The organism is Corynebacterium sp. HMSC076D02, from assembly GCF_001813815.1.
Classification (GTDB): Bacteria; Actinomycetota; Actinomycetes; order Mycobacteriales; family Mycobacteriaceae; genus Corynebacterium; species Corynebacterium simulans.
Window position 1 is genome coordinate 65174 of the sequence record NZ_KV814037.1, and the last position, 24538, is coordinate 89711.

The following is a 24538-nucleotide window of genomic DNA, read 5'->3' on the forward strand; positions in this document are numbered from 1 at the left end:
AGATTGCATGCATGCGGCAACCAGTGCTGTGCAGAATTGTGCGGAAACTCCCCATTTATAGAAAGCTAATTTAGATGACTGTTGAAGAACTACGAGGCTGGCTACGCAATTGGGTCGCGCAAACCACCGGCCTATCCGCTGAGGAAATTACTGATAGCAAGCCTCTAGAAAACTTCGGGTTGTCCTCCCGCGATGCAGTGGTTCTCTCCGGTGAACTGGAGAACCTACTCGGGATGAAGTTAGAACCGACTGTCGCTTATGAATACCCGACTATTGCACAGCTCGCTGACCGTCTGGTCAACGGTGTAGCATCCTCGAGCAACTCCGCGGCCGATTCCAGCAGCGGTACCGCCTCCTCGCGCAATGCCGGCATCATTGGCGGCGATATCGCGATTATCGGTGAAGCTGGCCGTTTCCCCGGCGCGCAGAACGTCAAAGAGTTCTGGGACATGTTGGTCGAAGGCCGTGCCGGAACCGGCCCGCTACCTATGGGCCGCTGGTCGGAGTACGCCGCAGAGCCGACGGTCTCGGAAAAGATCGCTAACCAGAACACCGATGGCGGTTACCTCGAAGACATTGCTAGCTTCGATGCGGAGTTCTTTGGGCTTTCTCCCCTCGAAGCCGCGAACATGGACCCTCAGCAGCGTATTCTTCTCGAACTAGCTTGGGAAGCGCTCGAGGACGCAGGACTTCCAGCCAACCAGCTACGCGGCACGGCAACGGGCGTGTACATGGGCTCGACAAACAATGACTACGGCATGCTCATCGTCGCTGACCCTGCAGAGGCGCACCCTTATGCCATGACCGGCACCTCTTCTGCAGTGGTGGCGAACCGCATCTCCTACGCGCTGGACCTGCGTGGCCCTTCCATCAACGTGGACACTGCATGCTCTTCTTCGCTGGTCGCTGTTAGCCAAGCCGTCAATGACCTGCGCACAGGTGCCTCTGACGTAGCTTTGGCCGGCGGCGTTAATATCCTCGCTGCTCCGCATGCCTCGACTGGTTTTAGCGAACTTGGCGTTATCTCCCCGACCAGCGCTATCCATGCTTTCTCCGACGACGCCGACGGTATCGTCCGCTCTGACGCCGCCGGCGTTTTGGTGCTCAAGCGTCTCGCCGATGCCGAGCGCGATGGCGATAACATCCTCGCCGTCATCAAGGGCACTGCCGTTAACTCCGACGGCCACTCCAACGGACTGACCGCCCCGAACCCAGACGCGCAGGTTGACGTCCTCGAGCGCGCCTACGCCGACGCTGGTATTGACACGCAGCTAGTCGACTACGTCGAAGCACACGGCACCGGCACCATCCTCGGAGACCCAATCGAGGCCACCGCCCTTGGCCGTGTTCTCGGTTCCGGGCGCGAAATGGCAGCGCCGATGCTTCTCGGTTCTGCGAAGTCGAACATCGGTCACTCTGAATCTGCTGCCGGCGTAGTTGGCCTCATTAAGGTCATCGAGTCGATGCGCCACGGCGTCATCCCGCCAAGCATCAACTTCTCCGCCCCAAACCGCTACATCGATTTCGACAACGAGCACCTCGAAGTCGTCGAGGATCCCCGCGAGTGGCCGGAATACTCGGGCCAAAAGGTCGCCGGTGTCTCTGGCTTCGGCTTCGGCGGCACCAACGCACACATCGTTCTTACCGACTACCGCGGCCTGACTGCCGAGACCGCAGCGCAGGTCAACATCGACGAGGGCGCTCCAGTCTCCCTGCCGATTTCTGGCCTTCTTCCATCTCGTCGCGCGGCTGCTGCAGGCCAGATCGCTGACTACATTGAGCAAGAACATCCTGACCTGCTTTCTCTCGCGCGCACGCTTGCGCGCCGAAACCATGCGCGCTCCCGTGCAGTGGTGACGGGCGTCAGTGAAGAAGACGTCGTCAAGCGTTTGCGTCAGGTAGCCGACGGCAAGGTCTCCATGGGAATCGCCTCTGCAGATTCCCCGTCTGTACCAGGCCCCGTCTTTATCTACTCCGGCTTCGGTTCCCAGCACCGCAAGATGGTTAAGGATGTGCTCGAGATTTCTCCAGCGTTTAAGGAACGCTTGGAAGAACTCGACCGAATCGTCGAATTCGAGTCCGGGTGGTCCATCCTCGACATCGTTGCCGACGACGCCCAGACCTATAACACTGAAACCGCCCAGGTAGCGATTACCGCAATCCAGATTGCTTTGACGGACCTTCTTGCATCCTTCGGCGTTCGTCCGGCGGGTGTTATCGGTATGTCCATGGGCGAAATCGCCGCTGCCTACGCTTCCGGCGGTATCACTGCAGAAGACGCCATGCTTATCGCCGCTCACCGTTCCCGCTTGATGGGCGAAGGTGAAAACTCGCTCGGTGAGGAAGAACAAGGCGCAATGGCTGTTGTCGAGCTTACTGCTGCTGAAATCGAAGCTCTGGACGGCAACATTGAACCTGCCGTCTACACCGGCCCTGGTATGACAACTGTTGGCGGTCCGCGCCCTGAGGTCCTCGCTTTGGTGGAAAAGCTGGATGCAGAAGGAAAGTTCGCACGCGCGCTTAACGTGAAGGGTGCAGGACATACCTCGGCTGTGGACCCAATTCTGGGCGAGCTGTATGCAGACATCGCTGGTATCGAACCACGGCCGCTGCACACGACGCTGTACAGCTCTGTCGACCGCGGTGAAATCTACCGCCCAGGGGCCCTTGTCCACGATGAGGATTACTGGATTCGTATGACTCGCCAGCCGGTCATGCTGCAGGATGCTACGGAAGCTGCTTTTGCCTCTGGACATACGCAGATTGTGGAAATATCACCGAACCCAATTGCGTTGATGGGGCTAATGTCGACTGCCTTTGCGGTTGGTAAGTCTGATGCACAGTTGCTGTTTAGCTTGAAGCGGAAGGTCGATCCGACGGAGTCTTTGTTGGACCTTCTGGCGAAGCTGTATGTGGCTGGTGCGCCGGTAGACTACACGGCGGTCTTTGGTTCGGGCGCGCTTGTCGACGCCCCGCATACCCAGTTCAAGCGCCAACGCTTCTGGACGAATGCCCGTCCCTCCTCTGGCATCTCTGGTTTGCCAGGTGCGCGAGTTAACCTGCCGGAGGGCAAGGTTGCGTTCTCGACGAATGCAGACCAAGCTCCTTCTGCTCTGGCAATTTTGGAGGCAGCTGCAGAGGCGGTTACTCCGGGGGCACAGATTGTGGCTTCGGAGGAGCATGGTGACTTGCCACCGCAGGGTGAGGTAACCACTGTGGTGTCGAAGTCATTGGGCGGACTGTCGATTGCGGTTTACTTTGTGAACGGTCCGGCTACGCAGCTGGTTGCAGAGGGTTTCGCTTCCGCATTGAACTTGGCTGAAACCGGCATTCCGGGTGTGGCTGCGATTGCCGAACCTGCCGCACCGAGTGCACCGGCATCCTTTACTGACGTCAGCGACGTAGAAGCTGTGCGTTGGGACCCATCGAAGGAGACGGTGGAGGAGCGGCTTTCGCTGATCGTCTCTGAGTCAATGGGCTACGACGTTTCTGACCTGCCGCGTGAGTTGCCGCTGATCGACCTAGGCCTGGACTCGTTGATGGGCATGCGTATTAAGAATCGCGTGGAAAATGACTTCCAGATTCCACCGATGCAGGTGCAAGCGCTTCGCGACGCCTCTCTCGCCGATGTCATCACCATGGTCGAGGATGCCGTCGCCGGTAAGTCTGTTGCTGGTGCTGCCGAGACCAGCGCCGTGGACGTCGGCGCTGGAGAAGTCGGCGCCGTGGACGCCGGCAATGCAGGAGCCAACTCTGCAGAATCTAGCGCTGCGGAGGTTGGCGCTGTAGAAGCCGACGCTGAAAAGGACGGCGTCGACAAGCACGATGCAGAAAACAGCGCTGAAGGCGTGGGTGTTGCCCCTCGTGATGCCTCTGAGCGCATGGTCTTTGGCACCTGGGCAACCTTTACCGGCAAGGCAGCAGCGGGCGTGACCTCTCAGCTTCCGCAGATTGATGAATCTGTAGCGGCGGATATCGCGCAGCGCCTGAGCGAGCGTGCTGGCATTGAAGTCACAACTCAGCAAGTCCTCGATGCCGAGACCCTCGAACCTTTGGCGGACCTTGTTCGCGAGGGGCTGGAGACCGAAGTCGAAGGCAACATCCGCGTTCTCCGCGAAGCCGAGGGACCCGCTGTCTTTATGTTCCACCCTGCCGGCGGAACGACGGTTGTCTACCAACCACTGGCGCGTCGTCTGCCAAGTGATGTCGCAGTCTACGGCGTCGAAAGGATCGAAGGCTCCTTGGAGGAGCGCGCTACTGCCTATATCGATGACATCATCAAGTACGCCCGCGGCCGCAAGGTAGTTCTCGGCGGCTGGTCCTTCGGTGGTGCTTTAGCTTATGAGGTTGCCTACCAGCTAGCGGACCGCACAAAGCGCGGTGAGGAAAGCGCAGAGGTTGCTTTCATCGCGTTGCTCGATACCACTCAGCCTTCAGATCCTGCTCCGGATACTCTCGAGGAGACTAAGGCGCGGTGGGGTCGTTACGCTGCCTTCGCAAAGAAAACTTATGGCCTAGACTTCGAGCCGCCATACGAGATGCTCGAGACCATGGGCGAGGATGCCTTGATGACCATGCTCGCAGAGTTCCTGTCTAACACCGATGCATCTGAGCACGGCTTGGCTGCTGGTGTCTTGGAGCATCAGCGCGCGTCCTTCGTGGACAATCAGATTCTGGGCAAGTTGGATATGCAGCGTTGGGCTGATGTTGACGTCCCGGTGATTTTGTTCCGCTCGGAGCGCATGCATGAAGGTGCCATTGAACTCGAACCGCGGTATGCCGAGATTGACCCGGATGGTGGCTGGGGCGCTATCGTTGAGGATCTGGAAATCGTGCAGCTGCAGGGCGATCACCTAGCAGTTCCTGATGAGCCGGCTATCGGTATCGTGGGCAAGCACATCAATGATTGGATCGAGGAGAAGATTCGGTAGTGACTACTACTGCTCATAAGCTGGAAGACCTGCGCCAGCGCCTGGAGCGCGCGCAGGACCCAGGCAGCGAGCGCTCCCGCAAGCGCCGCGATGACGCCGGCCGCTCAACCCCGCGTCAGCGTATTAATGCGCTGCTCGACGAAGGTTCTTTCGTTGAAACGGGTGCCTTGGCAAAGACCCCGGGTGACCCGGACGCGATTTACTCGGACGGCGTTGTCACCGGTTATGGCCGCGTGAATGGCCGCCCAGTGTGCATCTATGCGCACGATAAGACGGTTTATGGCGGCTCGGTTGGCGTTATCTTCGGTAAGAAGGTTACCGAGATTATGGACATGGCCATCAAGATCGGCTGCCCAGTAATCGGTATTCAGGACTCCGGCGGCGCGCGTATTCAGGATGCGGTGACTTCGCTGGCGATGTATTCGGAAATTGCGCGTCGCCAGCTGCCACTTAGTGGTCGTAGCCCGCAGATTTCCATCATGATGGGTAAGTCTGCTGGCGGTGCTGTGTACGCCCCGGTTACTACTGACTTCGTTATCGCAGTCGATGGTGAGGCCGAGATGTATGTGACCGGCCCTAACGTCATCAAGGAGGTCACGGGTGAGGAGATTACTTCCCATGACCTTGGTTCTGCGCGCCAGCAGGAGCTAAACGGAAACGTTAGCGCTGTGGTTGCCTCGGAAGACGATGCTTTCGATTTGGTACGAGACTTGCTGGACCATCTGCCGCTGACTTGTTTCGATGAGGCGCCGGAGTTTGCAGCTCCCGAGGATTCGGAGCTCGAAGATCCAGAGCTCAATGAGTTCATGCCTGACGACACGAACGCGGGCTATGACATGTTGGAGCTTTTGGCGCAGCTAGGTGATGACGAAGAAATCATCGAGCTACAAGAAAACTACGCGCCGAACATGATTACCGCCTTTGGCCGAATTGATGGCAAGGCTGTCGGTTTTGTTGCCAATAACCCGATGCATTTGGCCGGTTGTATCGATGCCGATGCTGCGGATAAGGGCGCGCGCTTTATCCGTATTTGCGATGCTTATAACATTCCGCTCGTCTTCGTCGTTGATACTCCGGGCTACCTGCCGGGCGTTGAGCAGGAAAAGGCGGGGCTCATCCACCGCGGCGCTAAGTTCGCATTCGCGGTGGTGGAGGCAACGGTGCCTAAGGTATCGCTGATTGTGCGAAAGGCTTATGGCGGCGCTTATGCGGTTATGGGTTCAAAGAACCTGACCGGTGATATTAACCTGGCCTGGCCGACTGCGCAGATCGCTGTGATGGGCTCTGCGGCCGCAGTCGTGATGATTGCAGGCAAGCAGCTCGAAGCTGCAGAGACCCCGGAGCAGCGTGCAATGACGAAGAAGATGTTTATGGACTTCTACGACGAGACCATGACCGCTCCTTATGTCGCTGCAGAGCGCGGCTACTTGGATGCAATGGTGGAGCCGAGCCAGTCGCGTTTGGCTTTGCGTCAGGCTTTGCGACAGCTGGCCACGAAGACCGAAAGTGACTTGCCTAAGAAGCACACCATCGCGCCGATGTAACGCCCTAAAGGGGAGCGGACGATAAAGGTGGATGAAACGACCTCAGAAATGAAGGAGAAAGTAAATGTTGCTGTCTAGCGCACTCGATATTGTCGGTGAAATCATCAACTACGTCGTTATGATTTTCAACCATGGCGCAGCAATGTCCAGCTAAGAACTTTTGCCAGAAGCCTTTCTGGCAGCCGAAAGCAGTCTTCCCACAGGGCAACTTGTGGGAAGACTCTTTTTGTATAGCGGGGTTTATATTGCGGGGCTGGGAATTACGACTGGTCTGCCACCGCCGGGCGGCAGCCAACATATTCGACCTCTAAGGCGGGCCATTCTTCCGCGGCCTGTGGGTTTATCGGGTGAATCATCGTTGATGGCGTTGTGGTAGTGGCATAACGGAACCAAATTGTCGATGTTTGTCATTCCGCCGTCTTCCCATCTATCCAGGTGATGGAATTGGCATTCGTTGGCTGGGCGCCGGCAGCCCAGCCATGCGCAGGTGGGATGCTCAGCCGCCAACATGGTGCGCTGTTTTGCCGACGCAAAACGCCGCGTGCGGTACAAGTTAACCGGGCCAATTTCTGGATGAACGAGGGTAACGAAGCCGATGTCTGCGAAACGCTTCTGGATGAACTCTGCGCCGCTTAGCGTTCCGCCATCTGTGGCCAGAAGCTGGATATCGTCGCCGTCACCGCGGGCGATTTTATCTAGCTGTTCCAAGCGCACAATCACGTGCGCATGCAGCTGTGGCGAGCTGGAGCCAGCGCCGCTAAATACTTGGCGGACTGCTCCGAGCAAGTCGAGGCCGGCTGCAGCTTCTTCAGCCGCAGTTGCGGCGGCAGTGGGGTCTTTAGCAGTGGCTTTGATGGTGCCGAATAAATCAGCAATAGCGCGCGGGGAGTCAGTAATGACGAGACTGTGCGGGCCATTATCGCGCCGTAGCACCTTTACCCCGCGGGCAACCTGCGGTGGCTTCCTTAGCTCTTTCAGGCGGGCGACAGCCACCTTGGCAATATCGCGCTCCCTGGTGGCACACAGTTCTTCTCGTAGGCGCCAAGCTTTGCGCTTATCCCTAACGCGGCCGACGTACTTTTCAATCTCTCGCAGCGATTCCAAAGAGTGCGAAGTATTTCGCGCTGCGCGCTGCATGGCGCTGAAAGCAGTCTTTCCAAAATAGATTTCATGCAAGGACAACAAGGACTGCGCAAAAGACTCGGTGGCGCCCATCGCCACCAACTCGCTGCGGTTGTGGCCCGCACATAACGAGACCACGTGCATACCGCGCGCAAGTACCCCGAGTAAGTCCCCCAACTTCATGCCCAAACCATAAACGGGGTGAAGTGGGCCCGCAACCGGAACTAGTGGCGGCGGGAAGCGAGCGCGGCGATACCGCGCCAGCCGAAGAAGAACAGTGCCGACATCGTGGTTGCAACGATAAGGAAGCTGTAGTGCGGAAGGCGGCCGTTCACCAGCATCCATAGAGCCATTCCGCCAATTACAGCAGAAAGCCAAACTACGAGGCCTTCCTTCCAACGACCACCGATTTTTGCAGCGAGGATGATAACCCATCCGAGAAGAGCGCCGACGGTCCACGGCCAGAATGCATCAACCCAGCTACTGAAGGAGAGCCCTCCATGCGCAATGCGGGCGAGAACTGCGAAGATGGCGAGGGCGATGATGTCGATAATCGGTGCTGTGCGCATGAGTGTTTAAGTGTCCTTTCGATTCAGCGCTTGGTAGGTCAGCCCCTTGCTGGCGTAATGCACAAAGTAGATGACCCAGCCAATGATAGTGACCAGAGCAAAGGAAATAAGGCGGTAGATAATCGCTGCGGAGGTGGCATGTGCGGCAGTCAGGCCCGTAGCCACCAGCGGCGCAATGAGGGCGGCCTCCACCGTTCCAAGACCGCCCGGCGTAACCTGCGCCGAGCCCGCCAGCTTTGCGGCGAGGAAAGCGAGGGCGATGCCGGCCATCGTTGTGTGGTCTTCAGCAGCGCGTAGCCAAGGAATTTCTCCAGTAATGGCCCACACGCTGGCCCACAAAGCGAGCATGTCGCACAGGCGGTGCAAGAGCGAGGAGATACAAATGACCGCAAACGGGCCGCGGCTCAAGTGCACCTCGTCAAGGTTGTTTACTTCCTTGCGGACGCGCGCTAGCTTCGCACCCTTGAGAACTCGCTGGTGGTTTAGCCAGCGCTGAATGGTTGCCGGGTGGGATGTAATCCAGAAGATAGCGCCCATTGCCGCCAGCATCAGGACGATGGTGGTCAGCAACGACCCCAATGCCATATCCGCGTTCAAGAAAAACACACCGGCGACGCCGATGAGAGCCAGGAACATCGAGGAAATGATCGATGACAGGAACAGGAAATAGCTGCACAATGCCACCGATGCGCCCCCCCCGCGCTGTACCTGGAATGTCAGGATCGCAGCGAAGGCCGGTCCTGCGGGAAGGGTGGTGGACCAGGAATTGGAGGCCAGCGTAATTGCATAAGTTTCCCGCAGCGGGACCTCAATCTTGCCGGCCTTGATGAGCAGACGCATGACCTCTGCCATGCCGGCAATAGACCCGAATGCGAAGAGTACAACCAGCACGACTGGTAGCGGCTCCGCATGCCGAAGGCGTGTTAGGCCCTCGGCGATAAAACTCAGGTGGCCACGAAAGAACCATCCGAGTGCGATCAGGATGAGCAGCGAAACAATCCAGGTTAACCAGTTCTTCTTCATCGCTCTCCCGTGCGCTTATCGGCTTGGAGGCGCTGCATGAGCTCGCTGAATGGGATGAGGGAAGAGTCTTCCGCGAGGGAACGGCCACTGCGCTCGGGGCCTTCGTCCTCGTCTTTAGATGGCATCGCGGCAGCGGTTGGTTGGGCAGCAGACGGTGCAGAGACCGAAGCTGGCTGGCTGGAAGCTGGGGCGGGTTCGCGGCCGTGACCCAACTTGTCGTAAGCGCGATGGATGAAGCGGGGCGCCCACCAGTTGTCTTCCCGCAGCAAGTGCATGACGGCGGGGACGAGCAGCATGCGGACGATGGTGGCGTCGATAAGCAGTGCAAAAATCATGCCGAAAGCGATGTATTTCATCATCACGATGTCGGAAAAGCCGAAAGCGCCTGCCACTACAATCATGATGAGAGCCGCAGCCGTAATAATGCCACCGGTGTGCGCAGTGCCGATGGCGATGGCTTCATCTGTATCGGCACCGTCCGTACGACGCCTTGCCTCCACCATGCGGGAGACTAGAAAGACCTCGTAATCGGTGGAAAGACCGAAGACGATGGCAATGATAAGCACCAGAATTGGACTCATCAGCGGGCCGGCAGTAAAGCTCAAAGCGCTCGCTCCCAAGCCGTCGACGAACATCAGGGTCAAAATGCCGAGCGTTGCGCCGAGGGAGAGCAGCGTCATCAAAATGGCCTTAATCGGCAAGATGAAAGAGCCGAAAACTAGAGACATCAGCACGAATGTTGCCAGGACGACGTAGAGAGCCATCCACGGCAGCTTGTGGAAAAGGGCATCCAAAGACTCAACCTCCATGGCCGGAGTGCCTCCCACGTAGAGCTCAACGCCTTCAGGGGCTTCCACCTGCTCGAGTTCGTGGACGATACGGGCGTAGTCATCACGGTCCTTGATACCTGCGGCAAGGACGGTGGTGCCGTCCTTCGTTGGAGTAACAGGGCCCATCGGCTTGGTGAGGCCTTCGAGCTGGCGTACTTGCATGACGACGTCGACAAGCTGCTGATTGGTGGCGTTAGTTACCACTAGCTTTACCGGCTCAGTGCGGAAGGACGGGAACTGTTCATTGAACTCGTCCTGAGCCATGCGGGTTTCATGTTGTGGCGGCAGGTAGGTCTCGTTGATGCCGCCGAACTTAACACCAAGAACTGGCAAGGTAAGGGCAATGAGCAGGCCGCAGATGGCCACGGTCATGAGCTTGGCATGGCGCATGGCCCAACGAGGAAGCTTGTACCACACTGTGTCTTCTAAGCGGCGGGCCTTTCGAGAAGTCTTGCGCACGGCGAACTTGTCGATGCGCTTGCCCAGCAGGCCGAAAAGCGCCGGCAAGACGGTCACAGACAACAGCGCTGCCAGGCCAACTGCAGAGATTGAGCCATAAGCCACGGACTTCAGGAAGGCCTGCGGGAACAGGAAAAGACCAGACAACGCCACGGTCACCATGCCCGCGGAAAAGACCACGGTTTGGCCGGCTGTGGCGGTCGTGGTGGCAACGGCATCGGGGGTCGAGCGGCCTTTATCCAGCTCCTCGCGGAAGCGGGAGACCATGAACAGGCCGTAGTCGATAGCAAGGCCCAAACCGAGCAGCGTTACGACGGCCTGGGCAAAGACGTTGACCTGCTGGAAGCCAGCGAGCACAGACAAAATACCCAGCGAGCCCAAGATAGAAAGGCCACCTACAACAAGCGGCATGCAGGCAGCGACAACCGAGCCGAAGACAATCAGCAGTAGGAGACCAACCAAAGGAAGGGCTGCTTTTTCAGCGCGGGAGATGTCGTGCGCCATGCCCTCATCGAGGCTGTCAGCGACGGCAGTAGCGCCAGCGACTTTGACCGGGATGTCGGTGGCGGTGAGGTCGCTTTCAATCGCGCGGAAGTCCTTCAGCGTCTGTTCGCCGTCGCCTTTGAGACTGATAGCGGCAAAGGCAGTGCTGTGGTCACGATTGACCAAGTTTGGGTTCTTGGTATCGAAGTAACTGGTGATGCCATCGATTTCCTGCGGGTGCTGTTCTTTTAGCGTTGCGAGGTGGTCCTTTGCTGCGGCAAAGTTCTGATCGGGATCAGAAAACAGCAGGATGACGTCGCCGGAGTTATCGCGCCCGAAGGTTTCCTGTTCGATGCGGGCTGCGCTTGTCGACGCCGCGCCGGGATCCTCCCAGCCTTCCTGGCTCATGCGCTCGCCTAAGCGAGTACCGAAGCCGATGAAAAGCAGCAGGATGATGCCAACAATGACGAGCGGGACGACTTTGCGATGCGCATAGGAAAAGCGGCCCCAAGCGTAGAACATGGTCCTCCTAACGCTGCTTGAGTAGGGCGGTGAGCGGGCGGAAGGGTTGCAACCAGGCGCCGCCTTCTGGCAGGTTGTCGAGGTTGATGCGCGGCAGTGGCTCGCGGAAGACGCCTTCGATGTCCTCGAGGTCGACGAATTCGATGTCATCGTGTGTCACGGCCCAAGAGGCATGCTCGTGGAAGCCGAGAACGCAGACGGGCTTGCCCTCGGCTGCGATTTCTTCGAGGAGGGACTGGAAATTCTGGCCGTCGGCGGAGGCGACGATGACGCCTTCGAGTTTGTCGCGGTTGGCCTGGATGTAATCCACCATGTCTGGATCGACATCGTCGTCCTCGTGCAGCTTCGGCTTGGCAAAGACTGCAAAGCCGACGTTACGGATCGCCTCGACCCACGGGCGGATGACGTCAGCGCCGCCGGGGGTGACGTTGGTGAAGACGGCAGCTTCTGGCTGGGCTTCGTTCTGCAGAGCGATATCGACGAGCCAGCGGCCGATGGCATCAAAACGTGGGCGGTGCGCTGCAGTTGGGCGGCCACCGAGGATCGCGCCTAGCCCCATGTCCATGTTGGGGGCGTCCCAGATGAGTAGGTAGGAACCTTGCATTAGATCTTCTCCCACAGGTATTCGGTGATGACGTGGTCTTTGTCGAGGCCCTTGCCCTCGAACTTGGTGATGAGCTGGCGATCAGTCAGCTGCGGGCACTCGGGCCATGGCCAGCCTTTGTAGCGGAGGGCGGGCTCGACGTCGACAAGCTCGTTTATCCACTCGGCGTAACCTGCGTGGTCAGTAGCGACGTGCAGAACACCGCCCTTTTTCAGGCGGGAGGCAAAAAGGTTGAGGGTGCCGGATTGGATGATGCGGCGCTTGTGGTGGCGGGCCTTCGGCCATGGGTCAGGGAAGAAGACACGGATGCCGTCCAAGGATTCTGGCGCAAACATGCGGACCATCACCTCGATGCCGTCGCCGCGGATCATGCGGATGTTGTCGATGTCGTTGCGAACGACAGAGCCTAGGAGCTTGGCTAGGCCCGGCTTGTAGAGCTCGACGGCGATGATGTTGGTGTCCTGCTCGAGCGGTGCCATAGCGGCGGTGGAAGTGCCGGTGCCGGACCCGATTTCGACGATGGTCTTGGCGCCGGTGCGGCCGAACCAGGAATCGATGTCGAGGCGTTCGTCGGCAAGCATTGCTCCTAGGCGTGGCCAGTGCTCTTCGAAGAGGGCATTCTGGTTGTCAGTGAGCGTGCCGCGACGGAAGGTGACGTTGCCGAGGCGTGGGTAATCGAGGTCGTTTTCGAATTCAGCGTTGAAGTCGGTCTGCAGCGGGCGGCCGTGAGGCATTTCGCCGGCTGGGGAGTTTTGAGGATTATCTGCAGTATTCATTGCTCTTTATTGTTCCCTGTGCTTATGCCTCTAACAAAGTGCCGCGCCGCTTTTCGCTGGGTGGTGGAGGGAACTTTACGCGGTGGATATAACCGGGTTGAGTCTCGAGGGGGTGGATTATTCCAGACAAAGCTGCGCCCACTTCTGAACATTTCAGCCCCGTATTGGGGTGGGGTGAGGGGCTGTATGCTGTATGTCACAACGGCATACGCTTGGTTAAGTTGTGGTGAACGGCATGGTTATAACCATATTGGCTTTGAATGCCTAATTTTGACCCTAATTCGCGGCGACGTGGGGTTAATCTTGTGGTGAAAGACCCGTGGGGGACGTGTGCTCCGGCCAAGAACCCGGTAGATGTTCCTCGGCGGTAAAAATCCTCACGAACCGGACCACTAGGAGATTCTTAGATGACCGCCACCATTAAAGGCCTCGTCGGCGAGTTGCCAACGAGCAACGAAAAGCTCATTTCTTGGATTAGCGAAAGTGTTGAACTCTTCCAGCCGGAGCGCGTGGTCTTCATAGACGGCTCCCAGGAAGAAGCAGATCGTCTGGCAGGCGAGCTCGTCGAAAAGGGCACGCTCATCAAGCTGAACGAGGAAAAGCGCCCGAACTCCTACTTGGCTCGCTCTAACCCTTCCGACGTCGCGCGTGTGGAGTCCCGCACTTTCATCTGCACTGAGTCTGAGGAAGATGCGGGCCCTACCAACAACTGGGCACCGCCGGCGGCGATGAAGGAGGAGATGACGGAGGCATTTCGCGGCTCCATGAAGGGCCGCACCATGTACGTCGTTCCTTTCTGCATGGGGCCAATCAGCGACCCAGAGCCAAAGCTGGGCGTGCAGCTGACTGACTCCGAATATGTCGTTTTGTCCATGCGCATCATGACCCGCATGGGAGCACAGGCACTGGAGAAGATCGGTGCGGACGGCGACTTCGTGCACGCTCTGCACTCTGTAGGCGCTCCTTTGGAGGAGGGCCAGGAGGACGTGGCTTGGCCGTGCAACGAGACCAAGTACATCACCCAGTTCCCAGAGACCAAGGAAATCTGGTCCTATGGTTCCGGTTACGGCGGAAACGCCATCTTGGCCAAGAAGTGCTACGCGCTGCGCATCGCTTCTGTTATGGCCAAAGAAGAGGGCTGGATGGCTGAGCATATGCTCATCCTGAAGCTGACGAACCCAGAGGGCAAGAACTACCACGTTGCGGCGGCTTTCCCGTCTGCTTGTGGCAAGACCAACCTCGCGATGATTACCCCGACCATCCCGGGCTGGTCCGCAGAGGTTGTCGGTGACGACATCGCGTGGATGCACCTGCGCGAGGACGGCCTGTACGCCGTCAACCCAGAGAACGGCTTCTTCGGTGTGGCGCCAGGCACCAACTATGACTCCAACCCGATTGCCATGAAGACCATGGAGCCGGGCAACACCATCTTCACCAACGTCGCGCTGACCGACGACGGCGATGTCTGGTGGGAGGACATGGGCGATGCTCCAGCCCACCTCATCGACTGGCTCGGCAACGACTGGACCCCTGAGTCCACCACCAACGCGGCACACCCGAACTCTCGCTACTGCGTCCCGATTGCCCAGTGCCCAACCGCTGCACCGGAGTTCGATGACTGGAAGGGCGTCAAGATTGATGCCATCCTGTTCGGCGGCCGCCGCGCGGATACTGTCCCGCTGGTTACTCAGGCATTCAGCTGGAACCACGGCACCATGATCGGCTCCCTGCTTGCTTCCGGCCAGACTGCAGCTGCGGAGGGCAAGGTCGGCGCACTGCGCCACGACCCAATGGCTATGCTGCCGTTCATCGGCTACAACGCTGGCGACTACCTGCAGCACTGGATTGACATGGGCGAAAAGGGTGGCGAGCGTATGCCGTCCATCTTCCTGGTCAACTGGTTCCGCCGTGGCGAGGATGGCCGCTTCCTGTGGCCGGGCTTCGGCGAGAACTCTCGCGTCTTGAAGTGGATCGTGGACCGCATCGAAGGCAAGGTCGACGCCGTTGAGACTGTCGTGGGCAACACCGCTCGCGCTGAGGACATCGACATCGAGGGCCTCGACTTCGATATCGAGGATGTTCGCGAGGCGCTGGCCGTCAACGCTTCCGAATGGGCTGGAGACATGGAAGACAATACCGAGTGGCTGCACTTCCTGGGCTCCCGCGTTCCTTCCGAGGTGTGGGACGAGTTCAATGCTTTGAAGTCCCGCGTGGAAAACGCCTAATCTTCTTACTTTCCACGGTTGGCTAAGTCTAAAGCAGTTAGCTGATTGCTGAAGAGGCCGACTTCTGGACAGCTTGAGTAACTGAATTCAGGCTGTTTGGGCATCTAGGGTCTGGCTCCGATCATGCATCGGAGCCAGACCCTTTGTGTTATTTCGGGCAAATGGTAGGTCAAACAAAAGGCCTAAAAGGACAGAAGTCGATTGAGCCGCGATAAAAAGAATGGCGGTGAAACAAACTCGTACACCACGCTAACGGGCGCAACCCAATTTTCGCGGATGAGCCAACTGCATCCTTGGATAAAGCTAATGCAGCTGTAGTTATTGTTACTCACGACGACCGTGTTCGGAAACAATGTTCCCGAACGTTTGAATTGGATACATTTTGCGGGGAATCGGGCTCAACGGCGTAGCACGAGGACAAGGTTTGAGGTAAGGAACTCGCGCAGGACGGGCACCCGCGTTACCCACCACGCCCAGCTGGGGTGGTAGCGCGGGAACGTCGCTACTAGCGTCGGACCATCCTCTGAGGCGCCGCCAGGTGCGGCGCCACTGCTGGTGATAGCTTCCGCCCACTTAAGGCCCTCGCGGGCAGAGACCGCGAACAGCGAAGTGCCGAAGACGTTCTTCGGCGGGTGGCCGTGGCGGCGGGTATAGCGATCGCGGGCGAAGGCGCCGCCGACATAGTGCTCCCAGAGGCCGGTCTCATGCCCGCCGAAGGGGCCCAGCCACACGGTGTAGCTGAGCACAACCAATCCGCCGGGCTTGGTCACGCGCAGCATTTCTTCTCCCATATCCCATGGATGCGGGATATGTTCGGCGACGTTCGAGGAGTAGGTGATGTCGAAGGTATCTGCAGCGAAGGGTAGCTGCGTGCCATCACCGCGCACGGCGCTCGCCAGGGCGATTCCCGCCGCGGACATTTCCCCGGCGTCCGGTTCCACGCCGAAATACTGTGCCCCGCGGCGGGCGAAGGCCTCTGCGAAATAGCCCGGACCGCCGCCGACGTCGAGAACGCGCGCGCCGGTGAGTTGGGTGCCGGCGTCGTGGCAAAGGGCGTCGATAAGCAGTGCAGTGTCTTCGGCTAGACCGCCGTAGAAAATCTCCGGCGCAGTCTGCTCAAAGCGGAAAGAGCGGAGCAGGCGCCACGAACGCGCGAGCGTGGCCAAGGCACGGGTTTGTTTCATAACCCACTAGGCTAGTAGTTCGACATGAAGATTCTTTTACTGTGCTGGCGTGATTCCACCCACCCGCAGGGCGGTGGCTCGGAACGCTATCTGGAGCGCGTCGGGGAGTATCTGGCGGCGCAAGGCCACGAGGTGGTCTTCCGCACCGCGCGGCACATGAATGCTGCAAAGCGTGAGCATCGCGAGGGCGTTTTATATTCTCGTGGCGGTGCCAAGTTCAGCGTGTATCCGCGCGCGTGGCTAGCCATTTTGGCCGGGCGCTTGGGGCTTGGCGACGCCAAGAACATCGATGTCATCGTCGATACCCAGAACGGCATTCCTTTCTTCGCCAAACTGGTTTCCAAGGCGCCAACTGTTTTGCTCACCCATCATTGTCATCGCGAACAATGGCCGGTTGCGGGCCCTCTCTTGGCACGTTTGGGGTGGTTCTTGGAATCGAAGGTTGCGCCAAGTGTCTACCACAACAGCCCTTATGTGACGGTCTCGCAGGCTTCCAAGCAGGATTTGGAAGAGCTGGGAATTAAAGGCGCGCACATCATCGAAAATGGTGTCGACCTACTGCCAGAACATGTGCCGACCCTGCAACGCGAGACGGCCATCCATCTGGTGACGCTCTCGCGGTTGGTTCCGCACAAGCAGATTGAACATGCGATGGACACGGTGGCAAAGATGCCTGGCGCGGTCCTCGACGTCATCGGTTCCGGCTGGTGGGAAGCGCAGCTGCGTGAGTACGCCGAGCGCATTGGAGTGGCCTCGCGGGTTCGCTTCCGCGGGCAGGTCACCGAGGACTATAAGCACGCTTTGCTTGCGCTTGCCGACGTCCACCTCATGCCCTCGCGCAAAGAAGGCTGGGGGCTGGCAGTGATGGAAGCCGCGCAGCACGGTGTGCCGACGGTGGGCTATTCCTTCGGGCTGCGCGATAGCGTCATCCCGGGCCAGACTGGCGTGCTGGTCGATACCGAGAAAGAGTTTGTGCGGGCAGTCCGCGAGCTTGTTGCGGATGCGAATTTACGCCGTCAGTTGGGCGAGAATGCCCGTGAGCTGGCAGCACACTACTCCTGGGAGAAGACGGGGTGCGCTTTTGAGAAATTGCTAACGCAGACCGCTCGTGTGACGGCGGGTAGCCAGAAGGCCTGGACGGACCAGCAGCCAGAGCACTAAGCAGGCCAGCGGGCTGGCCACCCAGGCGGCGGTAAGAGCCCACGGAACCTTGGGCGCGGGGGCGGGCGGCTCGGCGACGATGCGGCCGTCAACAACCACCGCGCCCACGCCGAGTTGGGCGAGCTTATCTAAGTCCTGGTCCTGCCAAGCTTGCAGCGCCGCGCGGTAGGCGGGCTGGGCTTGGTCGACCACAACGCCGTCGACGCGCAGTTCGCCGGATTCCAGTTTGTTCACGGCCTTCGAATACGGGTCGACTGCGGTGGTGCCGTCGGACAAAGTGACGAGGGAGGGGCGTTGCGGGAAGAGTGCTAGCCGGCCGTCTAGCTCTTCGACGAGCTGGTGATCAATGCCGCTGGGGCGTGGCGTGAGGACAGCTAGCTCGCGTGGAGTGTCGGGAGCCTGAAGCAGACAGGCGAGGAGTGCCAAGGCCGCGGGGAGGTTAGGCAGGGCGCCGATACCGGCGACGTAGAGGGGTAGGGCAAGTAGCGTTAGCTTAGAGGCGTCGCGAAGCAGGCCCGCGCCGGGGACCGTTTCAATCAGCCACGCCAGCGCGCCGGGGCAAGCCCAGGCAATAAGCGCGCTGCCGAGGCCTACGGCGGCGAGGAGGAGAAGGGGGCGTCGGCAAGCGGGGGCGAGGCGGCGGGCGCCGAGCAGCGCAACAGCTGCAACCACGAGCCCTGCGAGCGCAAAGCCGTGGTGGCGGGAGTCGGGAACGGCGTCGGCGCTCCAGATGCCGCCGAGACCAAGGAGAGCGCCGACGGTGCCCACGCCAGCTTCCGCGCGAGGCGCGAATGCAGCCACCTGCGCGGCAGCCGGACCGGGAACTGCGTTGTTGGTAATCGCCGGCACCAGCCACGGCAGGCACAGCGCCACGCCACCCGCGGCGAGCTTGAAACGGCCAGTAATAAGGGCGATTAGCACGCCGAATACGCCGCCGGTGGGAGTAAGGGAACTTGCCCACAGACTCAGCCACGCGGGAATCGCGCGCTTGTGCAGGCACGCCCATGCCAGAACTGGCGCGAGCCATCCCGCAATTGCAAGGGACCAGTGCCCCAGGAGCAGGCGCTCGACGATGAAAGGATTGGCCACCGCACAAGCCATCGCAGCGGCGGCGGAAAGCGAAGTGCGGGCCCACTTCGCGGCAACGTATGCGCTAGCACTTGCGGAAGCGGTGACGAGCACGCGTGCGAACCAATCGCCGCCCAGCAAAGCCAGCGCGCCGTCCTGGGGCGCATTACGGGCGGGCAGCGAGCCCAGCCCAAAGTTGGAGGCGGTAAAACCGGGGTTGTGGAGTAGAACCATATCGCGCCACACCATCTCGCCAGGCAGGAAAAACGGCCAGCACACTGCCACCACGAGCAGGGCGCCCCACAGCCCTAGGCCCCAGCGCGCGGACCTGCGGCGCGCGGACCTGTGGCGCGCGGGTTTAGGCGCCGGCACGGTGGCGGCGCATGTACATAAAGGCGGCATAGGCCAGCAAGATAACGCCGATGACCTTGCCTAACCAGCCGACGATGCTGAGAATCTTCACGTTGTTGATGGTCGTGCGTACCGTGTCCAAACGTTCCTTCTTGGTGGCATCGGACCAGTTCAAGCTGGCCTGGAAGAGGGAGCGGTCGGCAGTGTCGTCCTCGGCAACCATCTTCTTCGCCTGGTCCTGGTCGGTGGCGAGGAAAATCTTTATGTCCTCATGAGCATCGACGATGGTGCCGGTGGTTGGTTCTACCCATACGTCGCGCTTGACCGTGTAGAAAGGCTCGAGGCTGACGTGCTCGGTGGGGTCCAGCCCGAAGCGGTGTAGCGACTCCTCGTCGAACATCGCCTGTGCCGGGCCGGAGCGCTGCAGCTTCTCTGGGCTCGTGCGCGTGGCTTTCTCATCGGGGGTTTGCTGCTGCAAGATGCCCAGCGAATAGGCCAAGGCAACCGGCTCAATTTCCTGGTGGAAGATGTAGGTCGGAATTGTCTCGCGCTTTTCGGTACCGGTGAAGTCGATGGGCGCTGTGGTCTGCGTCATCGGATCGAAATACGGGTAGCTGCGCTGTTCCGCCTTAGCCGGGAAGAAGTAGCTGATGCCATCGCGCGAAAAGTCGCGGCCAGCCGCAGAGATATTCAGCGGGGCGATATCAACCTGCTGTGAGCTATTGGGCCCTGCTACCGGATAAGCGGATTCGCGGTTGAGCAGCGAGTTTTCCTTGATCTCCGCGATAGTCTGGCCATTCGAGGTGACCTGGAGGAGGGAATCGGCGGAAGCCACGGCGTCGTCGGCAGTAGGCGAGGTGCGGGTGGTGCGTTTGAGCGAAACGTCTCGTTCCTCTGCATAGCAATAGAGTGGAGCATCCTTGGCATCGCAGTCAGGGTTGCCGTGGGCATCCGCTGGCTTCTTGTGTTGCACAGCGCGGCTGACGTTAAGAGCCGTGCCCTGGGTAGGGGCGGTGTCGATGGTGAAGTTTAGATCATCTGGCAGCGGCCGGGCCTGATTGTTGTACAACGGCGGCAGCACAGAACCGAGGAGCAAAAAGATGATTGCCGCGACGATCACCTTCGTCATCCGCGAGCTCCAGTTAATCAGCCGCTTCATTACAGTAGAGTTCCAATCAGTTTACGTGCGCCGTGCATTATGAGGAGGAAGGAAAATTAGTGTGGCTTCCCATTCTTCCTTAAAGAGCCTACCCCGCCATATTTCTGAGTTGGATGGTATGCGAGGCTGCGCCGCTTTGGGAATTGTGGTCACGCATGTCTCCTTTCAAACGGGCACCGGTTGGGGGATTGCGGAGCGTTTCGATTACTTCGTTTCGGTGTTCTTTGCGCTGAGCGCTTTCCTGCTGTGGCGCCGGCGCGCCCTGCACAGCCCGCGGGATTATGCGTGGTCCCGCGTGGGACGCCTGGCGCTTGCGTATCTGGTGTGTGTGGTGCTGGTCTTCGCACTGCTTCCCGACGCCCATTCCGCCACCGCTACCCAGCTATTCAGCAACCTAACGGGCACGCAGATTTATGTAGTCGACGGTTTGGCGCCGGGGCTTACGCAACTGTGGTCGCTGTGTGTGGAGTTCGCGTTTTATCTGGTGCTGCCGCTGCTGGCGGCGGTGATGCGCGGATGGTCGCGGCGGCGCAGGGTGTGGGCCATTGCTGTGGCGGCGGTGCTGAGCTGGGGCTGGGGCTTTGTTCCCTTCGTGGCTGATTACGCCAAGGGGGACGTGAATTCGCAGATTTGGCCGCCGGCGTATGCCTCGTGGTTTGCAGTCGGGATGCTGCTAGCTGAAGCAGAAACTGTGCGCGGGCAGTTTCCAGGGTGGCTAAAACGTGCGCTGCGGATGCGGTGGGCGTGGTGGCTGGTGGCGTGTGGTTGCCTGTGGCTGGCTAGCCGCGAGTGGTTTGGCCCGCGGGGTTTGGCGCATCCGGAGCCAGGGGAGTTCGCGCGACGCATCATGGTGGGCGCGGTCTTTGCGGTGTGCGTGATGGCGCCTGTGGCTTTGGCCCCACGGAAGTCTTCGCTGCTGAGCAGCCAGTGGGGGCAGGCTTTGGGGCGTTGGTCCTACTCGCTGTTTTTGTGGCACGTTGCGGTGTTGTCGGTGGTCTTTCCCTTGCTGGGAGTGCCCCTGTTTTCGGGCAAGGTCGTGGACTTCTGCGTGGCCTTCGCGGTGACGGTGGCGGGCAGCCTGCTGGTCTCGGCCGTTAGCTACGCCGTGGTGGAAGAACCCGGCAGGCGGTTGGTTGGTCAGTTCGCGCGGCGGCTGGGCCACAGGACGCAGGCTAGCGAGGCAGCGCACAAGCAGGTCACGAGGACCGAATCGCCGGCATAGCTGCCGCTGGCCCACGGCGCGCGGGCAAGCATGGTCCCAGCCGCCGCCGTCAGGGCGGCGGCTAAAGGAGCAGCGCTTAGCGACGTCCATCTCAACACCACCCACGCAGCTACACCCGCGAGTACGGCGGGCAGGCCGAGCAGGCTGAGCGTACCCAGGCCGCATACTGCAGCGAGAATGTGGGCGCCGCGGCCATCGTCTGGCTGCCACGGCGCGGTGGGGCGGCGGCGAAGAGAAAGCAGGCAGCCGGCCACGGTCAGCAGGGCCAGCGCGCCGCCTAAGCCAAGCGCGGCCTTATAGGTACGCGCCGCGGCAAAGCTCATGCGGAAGCTACCGCTTCTGCCTGCGGGAATAACAAAAGCCTGGAGGGAAGCGTTGATCTCTCGCGGCGCGAGGTCGATGCTGCCGGCCTCCGAATCGAGGTGGCCCTGCAGGCCGGGGTTAAACGCATTGCCGGTGATAAGCAGCCGGTCCTGCCCCGTGGCTTCGATGGTGCCGGAGGTTCGTTTGCTGGCGGCGGCCGGTGACCAGCCCACCTCGCGCAGGCTGATCCATCCGCCGGTGCTGCGCACGCGGTGGGTGCCGGAGCGGAGGGTGAGGTGCGCACCGGGGTTATAACGCACACCGTCGATAAGCACGGGCTTGCGGGCGTCCAGCTCCAACCGCATGGTGCGGGGCACCGTGAAGTCACGGATGAGGATACGGGTGTCCTGGGCTAGCTGCTGGAAGAAGAACTGGTGGACGTCCGGGGAAGTCGCCGGAACGGTGACCACGCGCTCGATGGGGGAGCCCACGACCTGCGCGTTGGCGATGCCCACGCGCTCGGAAAGATCGATGCGGATGCTGCGGGTATCCCCACCTGGCACGCGCACTTCTCGGGAGCGGTAGGGCTTGAGCTTAACCTTGACCTTCGCGCTTCCCGAGCGCACGGTGACCTCGGTGTGGGCAGTGGCCATGAGCTTGACCACCGGCGCGTGCCACGCCGGCGTATTCGGGTCCTTGTTTAGCTCCAGCCAGCCGGTATCGCCGGGGGCGGGCCACCAGGCGGTGGAATTTTCGCCGTCAACAGCAGCGGTGCGCGAGCGCGCGGGATTGGCGCCGCCGAAGGCATCGGCGTCGGCAGCCGAGGAAGAAGCGCGGACTGTGCCGCCGTGCGAAACCACCTTTGTCAGCGGCCCGGCGGAGGGGTAGTCGCGCAGGCGGTTATTCACCGTCGAGGGATCTCCCTCGGCCAAAGGCGCGGAGATGGGCCCGTCGAGGGTGCCGTAGTTGCGGTCGGTCAGCGTGGGCGTATCGGTGACGATGTCGGCGTCACGATCGACGAGCTCGTAGGCAGGAGCCGAACCGTCACCATGGGCATCCAGGAAGGCCAGGGACTCCCCGCCGCCGGCCACGCGGACGGGATTGGCGGAGGTCAGCGTGCCTACGGCATCGTCGGCATGCGGGAGGATGATGACCTCCACCTCGTCATCAGGGCCGAAAGAGTGGACCTGCCCGCCGTAGGAGGAAGCATCGCGCCAGGCCGCCAGCTGGGAGTCATCGCGGCCGTTCGCGCCCTCTGTAGAGACTAAGTCGTGGCGCAGCAGCACCGCACCGATGCCGAGGCGGCGCAGCGCGGCGCTACCGGTGGCGGGATCTTCGTGGAGGGCTGCCACCACGCCGTCGAGTCCGCGGATGGCCTCGGGCGGGACGAGGGGGATGGCGTCGCGGACGGCCCACGGGACGTCGAGAAGCGGCTGTGCCGGCTCATCGCGTGTCCAACCCCAGTCCTGGCGTGCGAAAGAAGCCTCGGGGAACAGCAGCGTGCGCGTGCCCTGGGCATGGGTGTTGAGGAAGTCCACGGCCTCGTGCCAGTACTCCGGGACCTTTTCGTAGGCGCCCTTGGGAAGTAGACGCCCAGTCCACGCGGGCGAGAAGGACGCGCAGGCAATGGCGGCCACCAGCACCGCCACCGCTTGGCGACGCCCCGGCCGCAACCACTCGTCCCGTACCCGCGGCAGGGGCAGGGCGGAGGTTGCCGCGGCGAAACCGAGCAGCAGTGGGATGCGCACGAGCGGATCGAACTTGTGGAGGTTTCTTAGCGCGGCAAGCGGGCCGTCGAGCGCGTTGAGATACCAGGCGGCGTGGGTGCCGAGGATAGCGATGCCCACGCAGGCCATGACCGGCCAGACTCGCGGCAGTCGTGCTAGGCCGTAGAGGCCAATTGCTGCCACCGTCATGGTGACCAGTACGAAGAAAGGCTGGGTGGCCAGTGCATATCCGGCCGCGCGCTCCGTGTCGACGAAGGGTGCCCAGCTGGTGGTGCCGCGGAGAATTTCCGGCAGGTTTAGCCAGCGGGTGGTGACATAGGAAGACTCGATGAACTCAGTAAATGGCGGGGCGTAGCGCCCCAGCACCAAAAGCGGCACTATCCACCACAGAGAAACCGCCGCGCAGCCGGCCAGCCACACTAGGCCGGGACGCCAGGCTCGGCGGTACAAAAGCACCACCGCTGCCGGAACACAGGCAGCGAGGGTAGCGGTGGCATTGACCGCGCCCATCGCTGCCACCGGCAAAACTGCTGCCGTGGCGCAGCGCCACGTTAGCTCCCGGCGCAAGAAGGGCAGGATGACCCACGGCGCCAGCATGACCGGCCAGGTCTCCGAGGAAATTGCGCCTATCGTAGTCAGCGCGCGGGGCGAAAGCGCGTAAAGCAGGGCCGCAAGAAAAGGCCAGACGGGCGAAAACTCCCGCCTAAGGCCTTCCCGTCTAAGGCCTCTGAACTGCGGAGGAAGGGACGCATAAATCAGCCGGTGGAAGCCCCAAAAGCCCACGCCTAGGACGAGTAACCACCACAAGCGCTGAGCTACCCAATCCGGCAGCGGCGAGGTAAGAAGAAAAAACGGGCCCTGCGGGAAAAGATAACCATAAGCCTGGTTCTGTAACTGGCCGAGCGTAAAGACCTCGGTATAGGCGCTGGTCGCCCCGCGTAGAAAGCCCAGGGGGTTAGCGGTGAGATCGTGCTTGGTATCCGCCGCAACCAAGCCAAAGGGCTGGGTAAATACAAAAACAGCGAGAGCTAAAAGCCCGCCTATGCGCCAGCGGGACTGCGCATTCATTAGTTCCTAGAGCCGTACTCCGGGCCGCCCATTACGGCATCAGAAGCGGAAACTGCACCGTCCGACGGAACTGCATCAGCATTAGAAAACTGCGCGATGCCAATGATGGTGATGACGCCGAGGGCGATGCCCACGACGGTGCTGCCCACGGCGGGGCCGAGGGTGCGCTTGTTGAGGGAGTCCGTCTCGAGTGCCATAAACCCACAT

General features: G+C 60.6%; 16 protein-coding genes. 5 read left to right on the plus strand and 11 right to left on the minus strand.

The features are described from left to right. Positions 1 to 74: 74 nt before the first annotated feature. On the plus strand, positions 75 to 4931 hold the full coding sequence (locus tag HMPREF2935_RS01145) for a type I polyketide synthase (RefSeq protein ID WP_070731652.1): 4857 nt from the start codon (positions 75 to 77) through the stop codon (positions 4929 to 4931). Then, positions 4931 to 6475 carry an acyl-CoA carboxylase subunit beta gene (locus HMPREF2935_RS01150; RefSeq protein ID WP_062043135.1) on the plus strand — a complete coding sequence of 515 codons (1545 nt, stop codon included), beginning with the start codon at positions 4931 to 4933 and terminating at the stop codon, positions 6473 to 6475. Before HMPREF2935_RS01145 ends, HMPREF2935_RS01150 begins: the two co-directional genes overlap by 1 nt. A gap of 240 nt (positions 6476 to 6715) precedes the next feature. On the opposite strand, the gene HMPREF2935_RS01155 is transcribed toward HMPREF2935_RS01150, so the two are convergent. From HMPREF2935_RS01155 to trmB, 6 genes are read right to left on the minus strand one after another with little or no spacing between them, the layout of a single operon-like run. Next, positions 6716 to 7780, minus strand: a complete 1065-nt coding sequence (locus HMPREF2935_RS01155) for an HNH endonuclease signature motif containing protein (RefSeq protein ID WP_062043138.1) — start codon at positions 7778 to 7780, stop codon at positions 6716 to 6718. Between the two features lie 41 nt (positions 7781 to 7821). Next, on the minus strand, positions 7822 to 8166 hold the full coding sequence (locus HMPREF2935_RS01160; protein ID WP_061925014.1) for a DUF3054 domain-containing protein: 345 nt from the start codon (positions 8164 to 8166) through the stop codon (positions 7822 to 7824). Positions 8167 to 8172: 6 nt separating this feature from the next. Further along, complete coding sequence (locus HMPREF2935_RS01165; protein WP_070731654.1) at positions 8173 to 9189, minus strand: lysylphosphatidylglycerol synthase transmembrane domain-containing protein; 1017 nt, start codon at positions 9187 to 9189, stop codon at positions 8173 to 8175. Continuing rightward, positions 9186 to 11483, minus strand: a complete 2298-nt coding sequence (locus HMPREF2935_RS01170; protein ID WP_070731657.1) for an MMPL family transporter — start codon at positions 11481 to 11483, stop codon at positions 9186 to 9188. Before HMPREF2935_RS01170 ends, HMPREF2935_RS01165 begins: the two co-directional genes overlap by 4 nt. 7 nt (positions 11484 to 11490) lie before the next feature. Beyond that, positions 11491 to 12087 (minus strand): NYN domain-containing protein, encoded by a 597-nt coding sequence (locus HMPREF2935_RS01175; protein WP_070731659.1) that lies wholly within the window; start codon positions 12085 to 12087, stop codon positions 11491 to 11493. Beyond that, positions 12087 to 12863, minus strand: coding sequence for a tRNA (guanosine(46)-N7)-methyltransferase TrmB (gene trmB, locus HMPREF2935_RS01180; protein WP_070731660.1), 777 nt, complete (start codon positions 12861 to 12863; stop codon positions 12087 to 12089). The genes HMPREF2935_RS01175 and trmB overlap by 1 nt, the downstream gene beginning before the upstream one ends. A 407-nt stretch (positions 12864 to 13270) precedes the next feature. Between trmB and HMPREF2935_RS01185 the strand changes: the two genes are divergently transcribed. Next, a complete protein-coding gene (locus tag HMPREF2935_RS01185) occupies positions 13271 to 15088 on the plus strand; it encodes a phosphoenolpyruvate carboxykinase (GTP) (RefSeq protein WP_070731662.1) in 1818 nt (605 codons plus the stop codon). 398 nt (positions 15089 to 15486) lie between these two features. Here the strand turns inward: HMPREF2935_RS01185 and HMPREF2935_RS01190 are convergent, their stop codons facing one another. After that, a complete protein-coding gene (locus tag HMPREF2935_RS01190; RefSeq protein WP_061924995.1) occupies positions 15487 to 16272 on the minus strand; it encodes a class I SAM-dependent methyltransferase in 786 nt (261 codons plus the stop codon). A 24-nt stretch (positions 16273 to 16296) separates the two neighbouring features. On the opposite strand from HMPREF2935_RS01190, the gene HMPREF2935_RS01195 reads away from it, so the two are divergent. Continuing rightward, the gene (locus tag HMPREF2935_RS01195; protein ID WP_070731663.1) at positions 16297 to 17433 is read left to right on the plus strand and encodes a glycosyltransferase family 4 protein; all 1137 of its coding nucleotides are present in this window, start codon (positions 16297 to 16299) and stop codon (positions 17431 to 17433) included. Here HMPREF2935_RS01195 and HMPREF2935_RS01200 read toward each other — a convergent pair. Then, entirely contained in the window at positions 17365 to 18873 is a 1509-nt protein-coding gene (locus HMPREF2935_RS01200) for an MmpA family trehalose lipid delivery protein (protein WP_246817752.1), read from the minus strand. The genes HMPREF2935_RS01195 and HMPREF2935_RS01200 overlap by 69 nt on opposite strands. Further along, positions 18860 to 20011, minus strand: a complete 1152-nt coding sequence (locus tag HMPREF2935_RS01205) for a PorA family protein (RefSeq protein WP_070731665.1) — start codon at positions 20009 to 20011, stop codon at positions 18860 to 18862. The genes HMPREF2935_RS01200 and HMPREF2935_RS01205 overlap by 14 nt, the downstream gene beginning before the upstream one ends. Before the next feature lie 61 nt (positions 20012 to 20072). Here HMPREF2935_RS01205 and HMPREF2935_RS01210 point away from each other — a divergent pair, with 61 nt between their 5' ends. Next, the gene (locus tag HMPREF2935_RS01210; protein ID WP_305764082.1) at positions 20073 to 21233 is read left to right on the plus strand and encodes an acyltransferase family protein; all 1161 of its coding nucleotides are present in this window, start codon (positions 20073 to 20075) and stop codon (positions 21231 to 21233) included. Here HMPREF2935_RS01210 and HMPREF2935_RS01215 read toward each other — a convergent pair. Both HMPREF2935_RS01215 and HMPREF2935_RS01220 read right to left on the minus strand, forming a co-directional pair. Then, positions 21149 to 24331, minus strand: coding sequence for an alpha-(1->3)-arabinofuranosyltransferase domain-containing protein (locus HMPREF2935_RS01215; RefSeq protein ID WP_070731668.1), 3183 nt, complete (start codon positions 24329 to 24331; stop codon positions 21149 to 21151). The two genes, HMPREF2935_RS01210 and HMPREF2935_RS01215, sit on opposite strands and share 85 nt — an antisense overlap. After that, positions 24331 to 24528: a DUF2613 domain-containing protein gene (locus tag HMPREF2935_RS01220; RefSeq protein WP_061924980.1), complete on the minus strand. Its 198-nt coding sequence runs from the start codon at positions 24526 to 24528 to the stop codon at positions 24331 to 24333. Before HMPREF2935_RS01220 ends, HMPREF2935_RS01215 begins: the two co-directional genes overlap by 1 nt. Positions 24529 to 24538: the final 10 nt, after the last annotated feature.